This is a genomic window from Vibrio ulleungensis, from assembly GCF_016900875.1.
Classification (GTDB): domain Bacteria; phylum Pseudomonadota; class Gammaproteobacteria; order Enterobacterales; family Vibrionaceae; genus Vibrio; species Vibrio ulleungensis.
Genome location: NZ_JAFEUM010000007.1, coordinates 1 through 16,990 on the forward strand (window position 1 = coordinate 1; position 16,990 = coordinate 16,990).

Below are 16,990 nucleotides of genomic sequence, written 5' to 3' on the forward strand. Positions count from 1 at the left end.
AGCTCTTCAGATGAACCTTCGCCTTGTAGATATTGTTTAGCTATAGAGCATTTTAATGCTCTGCTGTATTTGGACATAAAAAGACCCCCAATAATTGGTGTCCAACTATTGGGGGTCAGTTCAGTTAGCCGGTTTTTTTATTACGATGTCGCTATGCCGCCTTTGGGTCGGTCTCTACCTCTTGCGCTTTTTTGCGAAACAGGCGAAAACGCTTTGGCTTTCGTTTAGCGGCTTCTTTTTCTTCCGGCGTTCGTCGACTGTACATCAACAAACACGGCGTCAATACCAAGGTCAATACCGTTGCAAAGGCCAACCCACCGGCAACCGCGGTGGCTAACTGACTCCACCACTGAGTACTTGGCGCACCCACCTGGATGTTTTGGTTAATCAGATCAACGTTGGTCTCTAATACCATTGGCATCAAACCTAAGATCGTCGTCACTGTGGTTAGCATTACTGGACGTAAACGCTGCACACCGGTACGAAGAATCGCATCTTCACGACTTAAACCGCGAGCACGAAGTTTGTTAAAGGTATCGATAAGTACAATGTTGTTGTTTACCACAATACCCGCCAGTGCAATGACCCCAATCCCTGACATAACGATGCCAAAAGGACGCTGGAAGATCAGCAGTCCAGCAAATACGCCAACGGTTGAGAACAACACCGCACTTAGGATCAAAAACGCTTGATAGAAGCTGTTGAACTGCGTGATCAAAATCATCGCCATAACAGCCAGCGCCGCACCAAAGGCATTAACCAAGAAGGCTTTAGAGTTATCTTGCTCTTCGTTTTGACCTTTGATGGCAAAGTTCACACCATCTGGAAGATCCAGTTTATCCAGTTCTTGCTGAATATTTGGCAATTCCAGCGCCAAGTTATAACCTTCTTGCAAGTCAGCAACCACCTCTATGATACGTTGACCATCTAAACGGTTAATCGTTGCTTGTTTCGGCTCTGGTGTCACTTCTGCAAAGTTGGTGAGCGGTACTAGGCCATTGCGAGTTTTAACGCGCAACTCATCAAAGCGACCGATATCGCGTTTGTCTTCAGGATAGCGAACCAAAATATCCACTTGGTCATCAGTATCATCCGGAAGGTAGTCACCAATACGTAGACCATTGGTCACAAATTGAACCGTATTACCCACAAGCGAAGCATCAGCGCCATAGCGCGCAGCATCGTCACGAGCAATGTCAATAGTCCAATCAATGCCACCCTTATTAGAGTTATCACTGATGTTGGTTAGCATCGAGTACTGATCGGCCCAGGTTCTAACGATTTTAGCACCTTGGTCGAGGTTTTCTGGATTTCTAGAGGTCATCTCGATAACCAGATCGTTATCCACCGGTGGACCTGCATCAGGGAATTTAAACTCAATTTCTACACCCGCAAATTTAGCGGTGTCTTCTCTAAGATCGGCGATGATCTCTTTGATGGGACGACGCAATGTCCAATCTACAGGGGTAATTTGAATAGAGCCAATCTCATCACGACCGCCTGTTTTGGTGTACACACTTTCAAGCTCTGGGTGACCGACTATTTCCATTTCGATTTGACGCATGATCGCGTCTTTTTCTCTAATCGATAGATCGCCATTTGAACGCGCTTTTACCGTGAAGAAAGACGGGTCAACCTCTGGGAAAAACTCCGCCCCTAATTCCGCCTTGTTGTATGCGTAAAATACGCCACCCGCAAACACGATAGCCGATATCAGCACTAAGATCGGTGCTTTGATCGCGATGGCTAAGGTTTTGTAGTAGAGCCAGGTAATGCCTCGAGCTTTTTCAAAGTCGCCTTCATGAAGTGCCAGCATTCGCTCACGTGACTCTTCATTTTGGTATTGAGGTTTACCCATAATACCACCGAGCACAGGGACAAATAACAGCGCCATAACCAATGATGCGGTCAATGTGGCGATTAGCGTTAACGGTAAGTACTTCATAAACTCGCCCGTAACATCGGGCCAGAATAGAAGTGGAGCAAACGCTGCCAAGGTCGTCGCAGTTGATGCGGTAATTGGCCACGCCATACGTTTGGCTGCGTCTCGGTATGCCTCTTTACGCGGCATCCCTTCTTGCATACGTCTGTCGGCAAACTCGGTTACCACGATCGCGCCATCAACTAACATGCCCACTGCCATAATCAGTGCAAACAGCACAACGATGTTAACGGTTAAGCCAAACAGAGACAGCACTAAAAGGCCGGTTAGGAATGAACCAGGAATAGATATCCCCACCAACAGCGCCGTGCGCACTCCAAGGATCGCGATGATGACAATAACCACTAGAATAATCGCAGACAACACGTTGTTTTGAAGATCCGTCAACATCATATCGACGTCTTCAGAGCCATCATAGGTGTACTTAACTAATAAGTTTGTTGGCCAGTCTTCGCGGGCTTGCGCGGCTTCAATGACGGCTTTAACAATTTCCACCGACTCAATGATGTTTTCACCGGCGCGTTTTTTCACATCCAAAACCACCGAGCTTTCACCGTCTAAGCGAGCAAAGCTTTCAGGGTCGCGAAACGCTCTGCGCACGGTTGCGACATCGCCAAAGGTAATGATCTGTTTGCCATCCACTTTAATGGGTAGCTCTAAGACATCTTGCAGCGATTCGAATACAGACGGCACTTTTACGGAAAAGCGCCCGTAGCCCGTATCGACAAAACCTGCTGCTACCACTCGGTTGTTGGTGGCAACTAGATTGTAGATGTCCCCTTGGTCGAGGCCGTAGCTTTCCATAAGCAGCGGATCAACAATGATCTCGACAATGTCTTCACGGTCGCCAGCAATGTCCACTTCCAGAATCTGCTTAAAGCCTTCCAGCTTATCTTGAAGTTGACGTGCAATTTGAACAATCGAACGCTCTGGGACGGTGCCGTATAGAGCGACAGATAATACTGGTTGCATTGAGGCAAAAGTCACCTCATTAACCGTAGGATCATCGGCATCTGCCGGTAATTTTGACTTAGCCAAATCGACCGCTTCACGTACGTCCGCCATCGCTTTATTTAGGTCAGCACCAGCAACAAACTCTAACGTTACCGAGCCATGTCCTTCGCCCGCACTGGCCGTCATTTTCTTCACACCTTCAATTGAACGAAGTTCTTGCTCAACTGGACGCACCAAAAGTCGCTCCGAGTCACTCGGCGAAATACCTTGCTGGCTGAGCGATACATAGATGATCGGAATGGTAACGTCTGGGCTAGATTCTTTCGGAATCGTAATGTAAGTAGAGATACCTGCGACCAATAACATGATCAGCAGCGTCATCATCGTCCGAGAACGTGACAGAACTGCGTCTATCAAAGTAAGCATAGTCCCGTCTCCCTATTGACGAACTGCGGTGACTTGGTCACCACTGCGAACAAACCCTTGCCCTACCGTGATCACATCCACCTGCTCACCCAAGCCCGACAGCCAAACGCCGTCTTGCTCCGCTTTCACAATTTGGATTCCAACGAATTCGACATGATCGTCGCGCAAGGTTTTCACGCCTAAGTTGCCGGCTTCGTCTAGGGCAAGCATAGCTGGTGTTAGCTTCACAGCCATGCGGGTGTCGAGCTCAAGCTCGACTTCAGCACTAATGCCAGCCGGTACTGCTAAGCCTTTGTTTTCTATTTCGACTTCAATTGGGAAGGTGTTAGTGGTGATTGATGACGTTTTAGAGACATAACGTAAAACACCAGCTAATTGTTGACCGTTAAGCAAAGTGACTTTCGCCACTTGACCTTTCGCCACTTGTTGAATGTGACGCTCACTGAGATCCGCCTGAATGACCAGTTTTTCTAGATCAAGAATTTTGGCTACTCGGTCACCACGTGCCACAAAGTCACCTTCTTCAACATGCAACTCATCTAAAATGCCGTTGAACGGTGCCTTGATAACGGTATCGTTAAGCGCCGTCTGTGCACTGTCTACCGTTGCTTTGGCGTCAGCCAATGACGCTTCTGCATTAGCAAACGCAACTTCACCTTGAAGACCACGTGTTTTCAAAGATTTGGCTGCATCGTACTCTTTCTGCTTCACTTTGAGCATCGCTTTCGCGCGGTCCATCTGCACGGTCAGATCCGACTTATCAATCGATGCCAGTAACTGGCCTTTTTTGACATACTCGCCTTTGCGAACATTGAGAGATATGATTTTTCCACCTGTTTCTGCGCTGACATTAACAACGCGATCTGGAGCGGTACGGCCGTAAAGGTCGATTTTCTTAGCGACAGGTTCTGCGTTAAATGTTGTCACCACAACTCTGGCAAGAGGGATTTCAATCTCTTTATTTTCTTGGGCTTTCTTGTTCTGAGTTTCTTCCTCAGCTTTCAAAACGCCCATCCCCATCCATAGGCTAAGCCCAATGAACAGGACGAGTGAGATTATCCACGGACGTTGCGCGAAGAAGCCGCCGACTCGAGATGTTGGCATAATTAAGTCCTTTTAATAATGTTATAGTTCTAGAAATTTTATTTACGTAATAGGCTCTAAATACAAGCAGTTGACCCTTATACTGCTTAATACTGAGATTGGATCACACGCTAAATGAAGCGCCACAGCCACAAGTGGTCGTTGCATTAGGGTTATCGATGAAAAAGCGCGCGCCTTCTAGGCCTTCTGTGTAATCAACCGTTCCACCCATCAAATACTGTAAACTCATTGGATCGACAACTAGCGTTACTTCGTCTTTAACGATCACTGCATCGCCTTCGTTGACCGCTTCGTCAAAAGTGAATCCATACTGAAAGCCACTGCACCCGCCGCCTGTGATGTAGACACGCAGCTTAAGTTCTGGGTTTTCTTCTTCGGCAATCAGAGTCTTAACACGGCTTGCCGCAGCATCCGAAAAGTTAAGTGGTACATTCATCTCGCTCACACTAGCCTCACATTCTATAAATCACCTTAGAATACACTGTAACCTAAGGTCGGTTGTTTTGATCCATGAATTATCTATTACCTGACCGTTTCGTTCAAGTATTACCCCGCTTTGACTTAGATCTATTTTATCTAGGAAATTCGACTAAACACTATTCTGCGATCTCAAGGCTCGACTATTCGTCATTGCTCGCTACAATGCGTTCATTAATAAGAACAAGGAACCTAATCATGAGTCGTTCTTCCGAGCTCTATCAACAAGCCCAAGCGATTATCCCTGGTGGTGTTAACTCTCCCGTTCGTGCCTTCAATGGTGTCGGTGGCGATCCCCTGTTTATTGAAAAAGCAGATGGGGCTTATATTTTTGATGCCGACGGCAAACAGTACGTCGACTATGTGGGCTCGTGGGGGCCAATGATTCTTGGCCATAACCACCCGGCAGTCCGCGATGCTGTGATTGAGGCTGCCCATCGTGGCCTAAGCTTTGGTGCGCCAACCGAGCTTGAAATCACTATGGCAAACTTGGTGTCAAAGCTGGTTCCTTCAATGGAACAGTTGCGTATGGTGAGCTCTGGTACGGAAGCGACCATGAGTGCGATTCGCCTAGCCCGTGGCTACACTGGACGCGATAAGATCCTTAAGTTTGAAGGCTGTTATCACGGTCATGCCGACAGTTTACTGGTTAAAGCGGGCTCTGGTGCATTGACGCTTGGTCAACCAAGTTCGCCTGGTGTGCCTGCAGACTTTGCCAAACATACACTGACCGCAACGTTCAATAACCTTGACTCTGTTCAAGCGTTATTCGATGCCAACCCAGAGCAAATCTCGTGCATCATTGTTGAGCCGGTTGCTGGCAACATGAACTGCATTCCACCTGAACCAGGCTTTTTGGAAGGTCTTCGCTCTATTTGTAACGCGCATGGTGCACTATTAATTTTTGACGAGGTGATGACTGGCTTTCGCGTTGCCCAAGGCTGTGCGCAAGCACACTACAACATCGTGCCAGACCTAACTACACTGGGTAAAGTCATTGGTGGCGGTATGCCTGTGGGTGCCTTTGGCGGTAAGAAAGAAGTGATGCAGCACATCGCGCCAACGGGTCCTGTTTATCAAGCGGGTACTCTGTCGGGTAATCCTATTGCGATGAGTGCGGGTTTGGCTTGTCTAACCGAGCTGTCTAAAGCAGGCAACGAAGAAAAACTGGCTAGCATGACCAAAAAACTGGCCGACGGTTTTAAAGCTGCAGCCAACAAACACGGTATCCCATTACTGGTTAACCAAGTGGGTGGGATGTTCGGCTTCTTCTTCACCGAAAGAAGCTCAGTAACCTGTTACCAAGACGTGGCGGAATGCGACATTGAGCGCTTTAAAACGTTCTTCCACTTAATGCTGGAGCAGGGTGTGTATTTGGCTCCATCGGCATTTGAAGCAAGCTTTACGTCACTGGCGCATTCTGATGCAGACCTTGAAGCCACTCTCAAGGCTGCTGACGCCTGTTTTGCTCAACTCGCAAAATAGAGTGCTAGGTACGCCGAGAGTCGTTTAACGACGATAGCAATTAAGCCAGCCTATGTGCTGGCTTTTTTATATTTGCAAAGGCCAGCATTCAGTATGACTGAACGCTAACTCACCTACTTCTTTTAGATGAAAAACAGAACTTTAGTCGTTTTAGTCTGTCTCAAAAGTAGATTTGCACGCAGGGTGTTTTACCGCCATTATGTACCCAACAAGCTCAATAAGGACGCTACCTTGAATACCCCATTTAAGTTCCATCCTAGTCACGGATTGATGATTGCAGCACTGTTAGCCAGTGCCGTTGCCTGCTACTTTTTGCTAGAGCCTTACATTAACTCGATTGTCATGGCATTTATCATTTCGCTATTAATTAACCCCATTCATGAATGGATTGAATCTAAGATGCCAAAATATCGAAATACCGCTGCGGTATTGTCGTGCTTGGTGCTCATTTTTATCATTGTTATGCCGGCACTGACGGTGGTTGCGGCCATCGCTCAACAAGGTGTGGTATTCACCCAAGGCCTGTTTGATTGGGTAGGCAGCGGAGGCGTTAATACCGCTTTTGAAAGCGACATGGTGGTAAAAGGTCTTGCCTTTATTAACCAATACTCTCCCTTTGATGCCATTACCGTTGAGTCTATTACTGTTAAAATCACTGAGTTTGCCTCGACCTTAGGTTCAACCCTACTCACTATCAGTACCAAAATACTTGGCGACGCCACCAGCTTTTTAATGGACTTTTTCCTGATGCTGTTTGTGCTGTTTTTCCTACTGCGTGATAACGACAAAATCATCTCTACAATGCGTCATATCCTACCGTTCTCGCGCAGCCAAGAAGACCGCCTATTGGGCGAGATCGAAAACGTATCTAAGTCCGCTGTTTTAGGTTCGTTTTTAACCGCTATCGCACAAGGCTTAGCGGGCGGCTTTGCCATGTGGCTTGCGGGATTTCCTGGTCTGTTTTGGGGCACGATGATGGGATTTGCCTCGTTTATTCCTGTCGTTGGCACCGCCCTTATCTGGGTACCAGCCACCATTTACCTATTTGTTACAGGTGATACCACATGGGCTATTTTCTTAGGTATTTGGTGCGTACTTGTAGTGGGTTCGATAGACAATATTTTGAGACCGCTATTGATGCAAGGCAGCGCAGGCATGAACACCATTATGATCTTTTTCTCGCTACTAGGTGGGATTAACTTATTTGGTCTACTTGGGCTTATTTATGGGCCGCTTATTTTTGCTATATCAATTGTGCTATTCAAGCTCTATGAAGAAGAGTTTGAAGGCTTTTTGAACCAGCAAGATAGAAGCTAATCAGCATCCCAGATTAGCCATAGAAAGGGCGCTACATCGGCGCCCTTTTTGCTGCGTAGGTTCTTTGTATAACCGATCGCTTTGTGCCACAATCCCCCCTACTGACCACTGACTGCTCCTGACCTTATGTATACTGCTCCAAGCCAAATCGCTGAACGCCAAATTGCCTACTTCGAAAACACCCAATTACTTATTTTGGGCGAGATAGAAGACACGTTTGCTTTGGAACTGTCCAAGACCTGTCAGCAAGTCACTGTGGTGACAAGTAACTTTCTTACCTATCAATCATTGGTACAGCATGAGCAACTCGATGTGCACTTTTCAGTCACAGTGCCAGAGCATGTAAAAGCCGATACTCTAATGCTTTACTGGCCTAAAGCGAAAGCTGAAGCCAAGATGCTGCTTGCTGCTGCTCTGCCCCATCTTGAGGGTGACAAAGAAGTATGTGTCGTCGGCGAGAATCGCTCTGGAGTAAAAAGTATTGAAAAGCAGTTTGAACAGTATGGAAGTATCAACAAATTCGACTCTGCCCGTCGCTGCTCATTTTACTGGGGGCGTGTAACACAAGAGGTGCCTAAGTTTGATTTATCACAGTGGTACACCACGTTCACCGTTTCAGCTGGCGATACGGACATTATCGTAAAGAGTTTACCTGGGGTGTTTAACCACGGACAGCTTGATGAAGGTACTAAGTTACTGCTCGCTAACCTGCCGCAACTTAACGGTAAGGTATTAGATGTGGGCTGTGGCGCAGGCATTATTGGGTCGATCATTGCCAAACGTAACCCCCAAGTCACTGTGCACCTGTGCGATATTAGTGCGTTTGCCATAGAGTCCTCAAAGCAAACCCTAAAGGCCAACCAACTTGAAGGGACCGTGTTTGCCAGCAACGTCTATTCTGACGTCGCACACAATTACGATGCTATCGTCTCTAACCCTCCGTTTCATGCTGGTTTAGATACATTTTATGAGGCTGCAGAGACTTTACTTGGGCAAGCAAGTGCACACTTACATGCGCAAGGGCATATCCATATTGTGGCCAACAGTTTCCTTAAGTACCCACCGATTATTGAAAAATCCTTTGGCCATTGCGAGACTGTTGATAAGAATCGCAAGTTCGCTATTTACCACGCTCAACGTTCGTAAACCTGATTTGCGTCATAAAAAAAGTGTTGCCCAGATCCAGATCTGGGCTTATTGCTACTTACATTGATGATTAAAACCGCTACTCTCAAAGTTACTCTATGAGCTAATTGTCGCGGTTTGTCTTCCTACACAAGAGTACCGCATTGTTCTAGTCACTATTGTTGTCAAAGATTGTCGATGCCTCAAATTCGCCGAAAACCTAAATTTAAACGACTTAAAAACACTCTCACACTGGCCTTTTTACTCGTCAGTCTAGTGCCGTTGACGGTCATTGGACTGTTTTTTTTGCAGTCTCACAGTAATGACCTGGAGGCACAAAGCAAAGCTCACCTTACCTCGGTGAGAGATAACGCCGCCCAACAACTCAATGACTATTTTAAGAATCTAAAATCTGAATCTCTCGGCTTTGTTCGTTCTGAGCTTGCCTATGCCAGCGGTGGACGATTTTATGGCCTAATTAACGCCTTTCGCTCTCTTGGCGACGATATTGAACAAGCACGTAAAAACGCTCAACAGCGTTATAAAAGAGACTCTAGTGACCAACTCGCCACCCAAATAGCCCGAGACTCAGCTGAGTTTGATGGCAGTGAGCGGTATAGGCTCATGCATCTTCGTTACCACTCTACCTATCTTGAGCTGGTTAATCGTTCAGAATTCGATGATATTTTGCTGGTGGATATTAATGGTAACGTCGCCTATTCGGTGTATAAGCGGGACTACTATGGGACCAACCTTACTGACAAAAAATACTCGGGCACACAGCTTGGCAAAACCTTTGACCGAATAAAGCAGCGCAGTAAGGGCATAGACAAAGACGAAACCACCACAATACCTGTGGTGTATTCAGATTTTGACCTTAACGCATCCCAGCCCCATGCATGGTTTGCCGCACCTATCGTTCAGCAAGGGTATTTGCACAGTTATGCACTGTTTCGCTTGCCGAAAGAGGGGATCGACTCTCTACTCAACAATATGCATTCTCCAGAAATGGAAGCACTGCTGCTAAATCAACAACGTCAAGTTGTGTCGAGCAATTTAAGTATTCCTTTCGATCAAGACGACGCATTACTGGATGACACTGTATTTAGTGGTATTAGTGCGATAGATACACTCACCAGCGACATCGGAAACAGTTATTTGGTGGCGTACGAGCCGATTGCTCAAGACACTTTTACCTGGACACTAGCATTCGCGCTTCCAGAGAACGTCGCCTTTGCCAATGTGCACAACTTGCAAACGATATTCCTTGCCATCATGCTCACCGGAATATTGATCGTTACCTTAACGGCCCACTATCTTGCTAACTTCATCACAGCACCGCTGCTTAAGCTAACTTGGGCTGCTGAACGGGTGTCGGGGGGCGAGCTCGATACTCCGCTATTCAACACCGATCGAAAAGACGAAATTGGACGACTTGCCGTTAGCTTTGAGCGCATGCAGCGATCCATTCGAGATAAGATAAATACCATTGGCGAACAAAATGCCGCACTTGAGGCTAATCTCGCGACCATTTCCAGGCAAAACATCGAGTTAAAGCAAGCTGATAAGCTAAAAGATGACTTCCTAGCCACCACCTCACACGAATTACGCACCCCATTACACGGTATGGTTGGGATTGCAGAGGCACTCATTGCCGGTGCCAATGGACCAATATCAGCCAGTCATAAATATCAGCTCAACATTATCGTGAGTAGCGGCCAACGACTGTCGAATTTAGTGGATGATCTATTGGATTATCACAAAATGCGCTATGGGCATGTAGAGATTCAGCGTTGCGCCGTCAACATCAGTAATTCTACAAGCCTGGTATTAGAGCTCTCGTCGCACCTCATTAAAGGCAAAAATATTCGCATCATCAATCAAATTGATAGTTCGACACCCATGGTGTTTGCGGATCCAGAGCGCAGTGAACAAGTGCTTTACAACCTGGTGGGTAACGCTATTAAGTACACCAACGAAGGTAAAATTGTACTGACCGCCACCCATGTTGATGGCATGTTGCGCATACAAGTCTCCGACTCCGGCCAAGGGATCCCCGCCGAAAATCTAGAGCAAATTTTTGAGCCCCTAACTCAAGTCAGTAAAGGTACCCAGCGCTATCAGCAAGGAGCGGGATTAGGCTTATCCATCAGTCGACAATTGGTCGAAGTGATGGGTGGAACTCTTTACGTGAGTAGCCAACCGCAAGTCGGAACCACATTCAGTTTTACCCTCCCATTAGCCACCCAGCAACAGATTGAGCAAAGGCCCACTCACTTTGAGAGTCATTTCCAATCGCCAAAAGTGAGTGAAGCACTCCCAGAAACCCTAGAAGAGGTTGAAGAAAGCCTTGATGGCAAGCTAATTTTAGTGGTCGATGATGAGCCAGTGAACATTCAAATTTTGACCAGCTTTTTGCGCCTTGAAGGGTATCGGGTTATTACTGCACAATCTGGACAACACGCGTTAACGTTGATTGATAGCCACCGCCCGCAATTGGTGCTGCTCGATATCATGATGCCAGAAATGAACGGATTTGATGTCTGTGAGGCCATTCGATTACAGTTCGACCGCGCTCAACTACCTATCATCATGCTCACCGCACTCAGCCAGGCCGAAGACAAAGTCGCTGGATTTACAGCCGGTGCAAACGACTTTTTATCGAAACCCTTTAACAAGCAAGAACTCGCGGCACGTCTACGAGCCCACTTTGATGCAAGTGATGCTGAATTACAGCGAATTGCCAATCAGCAGCTTAATGAAGAACTTAAATACCGTGAGCAGGTTGAAGCGAATCTACTGGAGACACAAGGTCAGTTATTAGAACAACTCGACACGGCTCCGGAAGCAATGGTCGCCATCGACCATGAAAAACGCGTAAAATTTGCCAATCAGTCAGCATGTAAATTGTTTAAGCGCCACATTGAGCAGCTTAAACGATCTAAAGCCGACGAGCTGTTTGCGCCTCGCTTTTTAGACACCGATAGACAGCATTGGGTTGGCGAAATCGACATTTTTGTAGAAGACACCCGCCAACATATTTCAGGGGATATTCTACGTCTAGCTGAAGGCTCAGGATTGCAAGCGCTGTTTATTTTAAGTCGCGGCGACGGTGCAAACACCGAACGAGTAGAAAACCTTGAAATGGCGGTAGAAGCTCTTTCCGACTACGCGTTTGCTGGCGACAAGCAGCAACTGCAAAAACTGAAAGAACTCGGCGGTGAATTTACCCGACTGGCAGATAAAGTGTCGGGAGAGAGTCATGATAAACAATATATGATGCGTGAACTCTTAGTCGACACTATGAATCACGCTTTGGACTACTGGGAAAGCGAACAAGGGCAAACCAAGTTTACCTTTGCAGAGCAAAGTGGCCTTTGGCGTGTTTACTTAGACCGCAGCACATTGCAAACGCGAACCTTAGATAAATACCTGCGTATAGAAACTTTACCTAAGACGCCTCGCTGGAGAACCGTCCTAGCATCCATTGACTATATTCTTGAGCACGCCCAGAACCAAGGTTCGCAGCGTTACCAACTAGAACAGCTAAGAGAGAAACTCCAGAAACTGTTAACGGGCTGACAAGACTAGTACTCCGGAATGATGACTTAGACTCAAAGCCCAGCCATACCAGTGACTGGGCTTTGTGTATTCGCACCATATTAACTGCCCGAGTATGCTCCGTCATCGAACGATCCCCATAATTGATTTCTTTCGCAGAGCGTTTAAAGCTCAAGCTACTTTTTTCACGATGAAAATTAACCATCAGATATTACCGAGTGCACTCTGTATAAATGGCCAAATAACCCCCTAGCTGTGCAGTTTTTAATCCAATATGCGAAGGGACTCACAACATTTCGCCAGAAATAATAATCGACGTAAAATTAACGTAACCTCCATGGAGTGATCATGGTCACAGCCAGTAATACAATAGAAAAATGACTTTATAACTAGAGCACTAATAAGTAAGTGAGCGCTAACAAACTAAGTGGGTGCTCATCACTGAATGCATAGTAACGTCAATTTAGCTGATTAAGATCACAGCAATTCTCAGTGCTAATTTGACGGTTTTAACGTGAAAACTATGGATATTGACGGTTTTAACGGAACGCGAAATTGACCAATTCCCCTATAAAGTAAATTCTTGTTTCGAAGGCGGCCAAGTCACCCTCTGAACGATAAAGAGACCGACACCATTACCCCCGTTTTGATGTCGACATAAACAACAAGACTTGGTCAAATTGAGAGCGCAGTGCTCTCACCCTGTGAAATAAAGCAAGAGTAAGGATAAGCTATGCTTTCTAAAATGAAAAAAACCATCGTCGCTTCCGCTGTAGTTGCAGCAGCTGCAACATCGTTGTCAGCACCCGCAATGGCACGTGTTGAATTGACAGTGGTTCCTGATTTTTACCCTACTATGGTACGTAACTTTAACCCGTACCTAGCCACTAACCTTCGTACAACCACTGACTTCATCTACGAACCGCTCGTTGTATTTAACGAAATGCACGGTAACAAGCCTGTCATGCGTCTTGCCGAAAACTTCTCAATGTCAGACGACTTGATGAGTGCAACGTTTGATATTCGCAAAGGTGTTAAGTGGTCTGATGGAGAAGCGTTCACTGCAGATGATGTGGTTTTTTCATACCAAATGCTAAAAGATAAGCCTGCTCTTGACCAACGTGGTATCAATAAGTGGGTGACTAAAGTAGAGAAGTTGGGTGAGCACCAAGTACGTTTCCATTTAGCAGAAGCTAACTCTAATGTTCCTTATGAAATTTCACTAGTGCCTATCGTTGCCGAGCACGTATGGTCATCTGTTGAAGATCCAACGACGTTTACCAACGAAAACCCTGTAGGTACGGGTCCATTTACAGAGATCGACACCTTTACACCACAGCTTTATATCCAGTGTGAGAACCCTAACTACTGGGATGCAGCGAACCTAGATGTTGATTGTCTACGTGTTCCACAGATTGCAAATAACGATCAGCTGTTGGCAAAAATCCTAAACTCTGAACTAGATTGGTCTGCATCTTTCATTCCTGATATTGACCGCACTTACGCTGCAGCAAGTCCTAATCACGGCTACTGGATCACTCCAGGTGGTACAGTATCGTTTGTAATGAACTTCAACAGTAATGATGCTGCGAAAAAAGAAGCACTCTCTAATCTTGATTTCCGCCGCGCATTCTCAATGGCGATTGACCGTGAAACCATTATCGACATTGCTTACTACGGCAGTGGCAGTGTGAACGACTTCGCATCTGGCTTAGGTTACGCGTTTGAAGCTTGGTCTGACGAAGATGTGCACAACCAATTCAAGAAGTATGCGACCTACAATGTTGATGGCGCCAAAGAGCTGCTAGCGAAAGCAGGCTTCAAAGACACTAATGGCGATGGCTATGTAGATACTCCATCAGGCAAGTCGTTTGAGCTAAACATTCAATCGGTTAACGGTTGGACTGACTGGAACAACTCTGTGCAGCTTGCAGTTGAGAGCCTAGAAGAGGCGGGTATCAAAGCGAAAGCACGTACTCCAGAGTTTGCGGTTTACAACCAAGCGATGCTTGAAGGTAACTACGATGTCGCCTTTACCAACTACTTCCACGGTGCGGATCCTCACACTTACTGGAACAGTGGTTACAACTCAGCGCTTCAAAGTGGTGAAGGTATGCCTCGCTTTGCGATGCACTTCTTCCAAGATGCACAGCTTGATAACTTACTCGATAGCTTCTACAAAACGGCAGACCGCTCTGAGCAGATGAACATCGCTCACGGTATTCAGAAGATCATTGCTGAAAACCAAGTAACCGTACCGGTTATGTCTAGTGGTTACCCATACCAGTACAACACAACTCGCTTCACGGGTTGGTGGACAGAAGACAACGCGAAAGGTCGTCCACAAATCTGGGCAGGTTTCCCTGAGCGTCTACTGCACGTTCTTGACCTTAAACCAGTACAGTAACACCTAAATGCGGCGCGCAAGCGCCGCTCACCAACCCCGCCCCATCGACAATTCACTCCTTGAATGAACGATGCTTTGCCTCACAGTCAAAGCGTTAGGGGTTGGTGCGCTTAATTTTCGCTAGTTTCCTTTTAATGTTGGGTCCATTTTTTCGGTAAGTAAGGTGTGTTATGGGCTATTTTCTAAGACGTTTGTCGTTCTACCTAATTGCGTTAGTAGTGGCTGCCACTATTAACTTTATCATTCCAAGAGCCATGCCTGGCGATCCGGTGACTATGATGTTCGCCAACGCAACGGCGCAAGTAACACCAGAGCGTATTGCGGCGATGAAAGAGCTGCTTGGTTTTGTTGATGGCGGTTTGTGGGTGCAATACTTCACCTACATTAAGAGCATCCTAAGCTGGGAGCTCGGTACCTCTATCAAATTTTACCCTTTGTCCGTTAATGAGCTTCTAGGAAGCGCGTTTGGCTGGTCACTGTTTTTAGCGGGTAGTGCCGTACTATTATCATTCTCTCTGGGTTCCATCTTAGGTATTTTTGCAGCGTGGAAACGTGGCAGCAAATACGACACCTTTATTACTCCAGGGATGCTCATCATCCAAGCGGTTCCTCAGGTCGTCATCGCGATGTTAGCCATGTTTATTTTTGCCATTGGGCTTAAGTGGTTCCCAACAGGTTACGCTTATACCGCCGGAACGACTCCCGACTGGACCAGCTGGGCATTTATTAAAGACGTCGCTTACCACGCTGTACTTCCTCTTGCCTGTGCCTCTATCGTTCAAGTGGGCGGCTTCCTAGTCAACATGCGAAACAACATGATCAACCTACTGGCCGAAGATTACATCACCATGGCTAAAGGCAAAGGGCTGAGCGAAAACCGCGTGGTATTTAACTACGCCGCTCGAAACGCAATGCTACCAAGTGTGACCGCATTATCCATGTCTCTTGGCATGGCAATCGGTGGACAGCTGATCATCGAGATCATCTTTAACTACCCTGGCCTCGGTACTGTTTTATTCAATGCTATTACCTCTCGCGACTATCAGGTTCTGCAGGGTCAGTTGCTGATAATGACGCTATTTATGCTGTTCTTTAACCTCTTGGCCGACATGCTATACGTCGTTCTAGATCCTCGCCTGCGTAAGGGAGGCAAATAATTATGCTTAATATCCTAAAACTCGTTCGCGGTAACACCGTTGCTATGATTGGTGTGACCATACTGGCGTCATTCTTATTCATCGCCATTTTTGCACCACTACTTACGGCCCATGCACCAGACAAACGCTCGGGCAAACCACACGAATACCCATCGTTTGTGGTTAAAGCAGCGCAAAACAACCCAGAAGGTTGGGTTTCAGAAAATTTAGCCACTGACTCTCGCACTTTACGTATGTCAAAAGATGCAGAGCACGTATTGGGAACAACCCGTATGGGGCGTGATGTTTGGGCTCAAGTTGCGTACGGTGCACGTGTTTCTTTGGCGGTAGGGTTTGGCGCAGGGTTGACTGTGTGCTTCTTGGCGACGGTTATCGGTGTTTCGGCTGGCTACTTTGGTGGCAAAGTTGATGAGATATTAACCGCTGCAATGAACATTATGTTGGTTATCCCTCAGTACCCTCTGCTGTTTGTTGTGGCTGCATTCATTGGCGAGGCAGGGCCATTGACCATTGCGTTGATAATTGGGGTCACGTCCTGGGCGTGGGGTGCAAGGGTTGTTCGTTCACAGACATTAGCCCTAAGAGAGAAAGAATTTGTAAAAGCGGCCGAAGTGCTGGGCGAATCTTCGTGGCGCATCATTTTCGTCGAGATACTTCCTAACCTAATCTCTATTGTTGGCGCGAGTTTCATAGGTTCAGTAATGTACGCCATCATGATGGAAGCGACCATCTCCTTCTTAGGTTTGGGGGATCCAAACACCATCAGTTGGGGCATCATGTTGTATAACGTTCAAACCTCATCGTCTATGTTGATTGGCGCCTGGTGGGAGCTACTTGCACCATGTTTTGCACTAACACTATTAGTGACAGGTCTTGCTCTACTGAACTTTGCGGTCGATGAAATTGCTAACCCACAACTGCGCTCTCATAAAGGACTTAAACGCTGGAAGAAACTTGCTAAGCAAGAGAAGCAGCAGCGCCCTGCTGAGAAAGTAGCCGTTCAACCCCACCCTATTATGCGCGGAGAATAACACT

10 protein-coding genes are annotated in these 16,990 nt (G+C 46.7%); 7 read left to right on the forward strand and 3 right to left on the reverse strand.

Annotated elements, in window-relative coordinates; all coding sequences use genetic code 11:
• Positions 1-151: 151 nt before the first annotated feature.
• From JQC93_RS15505 to erpA, 3 genes are all read right to left on the reverse strand, one after another.
• Positions 152-3,322, reverse strand: a complete 3,171-nt coding sequence (locus JQC93_RS15505) for an efflux RND transporter permease subunit (protein WP_205159324.1) — start codon at positions 3,320-3,322, stop codon at positions 152-154.
• Between the two features lie 12 nt (positions 3,323-3,334).
• Complete coding sequence (locus JQC93_RS15510; RefSeq protein WP_205159325.1) at positions 3,335-4,426, reverse strand: efflux RND transporter periplasmic adaptor subunit; 1,092 nt, start codon at positions 4,424-4,426, stop codon at positions 3,335-3,337.
• 103 nt (positions 4,427-4,529) lie between these two features.
• On the reverse strand, positions 4,530-4,871 hold the full coding sequence (gene erpA / locus JQC93_RS15515) for an iron-sulfur cluster insertion protein ErpA (protein WP_084888303.1): 342 nt from the start codon (positions 4,869-4,871) through the stop codon (positions 4,530-4,532).
• A gap of 230 nt (positions 4,872-5,101) precedes the next feature.
• On the opposite strand from erpA, the gene hemL reads away from it, so the two are divergent.
• The 7 genes from hemL (at position 5,102) to JQC93_RS15550 (ending at position 16,986) form a co-directional block, all read left to right on the forward strand.
• Complete coding sequence (gene hemL / locus JQC93_RS15520) at positions 5,102-6,388, forward strand: glutamate-1-semialdehyde 2,1-aminomutase (RefSeq protein ID WP_205159326.1); 1,287 nt, start codon at positions 5,102-5,104, stop codon at positions 6,386-6,388.
• A gap of 270 nt (positions 6,389-6,658) precedes the next feature.
• The gene (locus JQC93_RS15525) at positions 6,659-7,705 is read left to right on the forward strand and encodes an AI-2E family transporter (RefSeq protein WP_328836999.1); all 1,047 of its coding nucleotides are present in this window, start codon (positions 6,659-6,661) and stop codon (positions 7,703-7,705) included.
• 126 nt (positions 7,706-7,831) lie between these two features.
• Positions 7,832-8,851: a 16S rRNA (guanine(1207)-N(2))-methyltransferase RsmC gene (rsmC, locus tag JQC93_RS15530; protein WP_205159328.1), complete on the forward strand. Its 1,020-nt coding sequence runs from the start codon at positions 7,832-7,834 to the stop codon at positions 8,849-8,851.
• A gap of 177 nt (positions 8,852-9,028) precedes the next feature.
• Positions 9,029-12,412: an ATP-binding protein gene (locus JQC93_RS15535; protein WP_205159329.1), complete on the forward strand. Its 3,384-nt coding sequence runs from the start codon at positions 9,029-9,031 to the stop codon at positions 12,410-12,412.
• A 712-nt stretch (positions 12,413-13,124) separates the two neighbouring features.
• Positions 13,125-14,798, forward strand: coding sequence for an ABC transporter substrate-binding protein (locus JQC93_RS15540; RefSeq protein WP_205159330.1), 1,674 nt, complete (start codon positions 13,125-13,127; stop codon positions 14,796-14,798).
• A 170-nt stretch (positions 14,799-14,968) separates the two neighbouring features.
• Positions 14,969-15,955, forward strand: coding sequence for an ABC transporter permease (locus tag JQC93_RS15545; RefSeq protein ID WP_084888290.1), 987 nt, complete (start codon positions 14,969-14,971; stop codon positions 15,953-15,955).
• A gap of 2 nt (positions 15,956-15,957) precedes the next feature.
• Positions 15,958-16,986, forward strand: coding sequence for an ABC transporter permease (locus JQC93_RS15550; protein WP_205159331.1), 1,029 nt, complete (start codon positions 15,958-15,960; stop codon positions 16,984-16,986).
• Positions 16,987-16,990 lie beyond the last annotated feature (4 nt).